This is a genomic window from Psychroflexus sp. MES1-P1E (assembly GCF_002836055.1).
GTDB lineage: Bacteria > Bacteroidota > Bacteroidia > Flavobacteriales > Flavobacteriaceae > Psychroflexus.
Genome location: NZ_PJBS01000289.1, coordinates 1 through 1,341 on the forward strand (window position 1 = coordinate 1; position 1,341 = coordinate 1,341).

Annotated in this window: 2 protein-coding genes; both read right to left on the minus strand. The window is 28.9% G+C overall.

All coding sequences use genetic code 11. From position 1 onward, the window contains the following. Nucleotides 1-63 precede the first annotated feature (63 nt). Complete coding sequence (locus CXF67_RS09815) at nt 64-1,002, minus strand: sulfotransferase family protein (protein ID WP_102088587.1); 939 nt, start codon at nt 1,000-1,002, stop codon at nt 64-66. A 9-nt stretch (nt 1,003-1,011) separates the two neighbouring features. After that, nucleotides 1,012-1,341 (minus strand): serine O-acetyltransferase (locus CXF67_RS09820; protein WP_102088588.1); only part of this gene is annotated, 330 nt, incomplete at its 5' end.

Sequence of the window (1,341 nt, forward strand, 5' to 3'; positions counted from 1 at the left end):
AAAAGAATCCTGTTAAAATTAAAAAAAGGCTTAAACTTATTTTATATTTTTTAAATACTAATTTCAATTATATATTTTTGTTAATTGTTTTTTAAATTTGTTATTCCAATTAGAAATATCAACATTATAAACTTGATTTAATTTAAGAACATCCTCTTTCAAACTTTCTACAAGATAATTTTCCGCTTCTTCGCTTATTGCTGGTGCTTTAGTTTTGTATTTAGCTATCATTTTTTCTTTATACCCCTTCATTTTAGGGGTTATAGGAATTAATTTCTTCAATGTTGACCTAAATACTGACTGCTTAAGTAGCAAATTAGTTATAAAATTATCTTTATAAATTCCACCAGCATTATAACGCTGATCAGCATTTTCTGGAATTATTTCTTCAACATCTAAAAAAGAGTAAACTTTTTTAACAGTTTTAATTGTATCATTATTAAGTTCCTCCTGAGTAATTATCAGAACCTCATCGAAGGATTTTTTGAACTTATCCACTTTTTCGAAATAAGTAGAGCTGTATTTATAATACCAAAAATCGGAATATTTCTTTTTAGCTCGATTGTCTTCTTCTTCCAAAGCTTCTAAAAATGGCAAATGTTCCCGTTTTTCTCTCAATAAATGTAAGTAGTTTGAATAAGCTCTTTTTATGGGATCACGAAGTAAGATAATTATCTTAGTCTGTTTAAGCGTTTCTTTAATAAAAGGAATTTTATCAGGATGATTTATATAGGAAGGGGACGCGTCACCAATAGCCTTTTCATCTCTAACATTTTTATATGCTTTTTGGTATTCAATTAAGGATGTAAGCATGAACTTCTTCACCTCTTTATCACCAGGACCTTTATTGAGTTTAAGTAATTTATCAGAAGTAAAATAATGCAACTCTTTTTGCAAAGGCATGTATATTTCTGGGTGGCTTTCCAAATAATAATGTAGTGCCGTAGAACCACATTTGGGGAAACCGACAACTATAAAATTGGGGAGATTATTTTTACTCATAATTTTTTTCTATGAAATCTTTCTTTTTATAATTCTAGCAGGATTACCAATCACAATAGAATTTGAAGGTATATCATTCAAAACAATAGCTCCAGCTCCAATGATTGAATTATCACCTATACTAATATCTCCAATTATGATACTATTAGGGTAAATGAGTACATTATCACCTATTATGGGATAAGGTGCATTTTTAAAGTTTTTAGTATCCTTAGTCCCTATAGTAACGTTATGATAAATTTTACACCCCTTCCCTATGATAACCTTGTAACCTATAACAATACCTACTGGATGAGGTAAAGTTGTTTTTTGTTTAAAGAGCTTCCATATGCCAATATT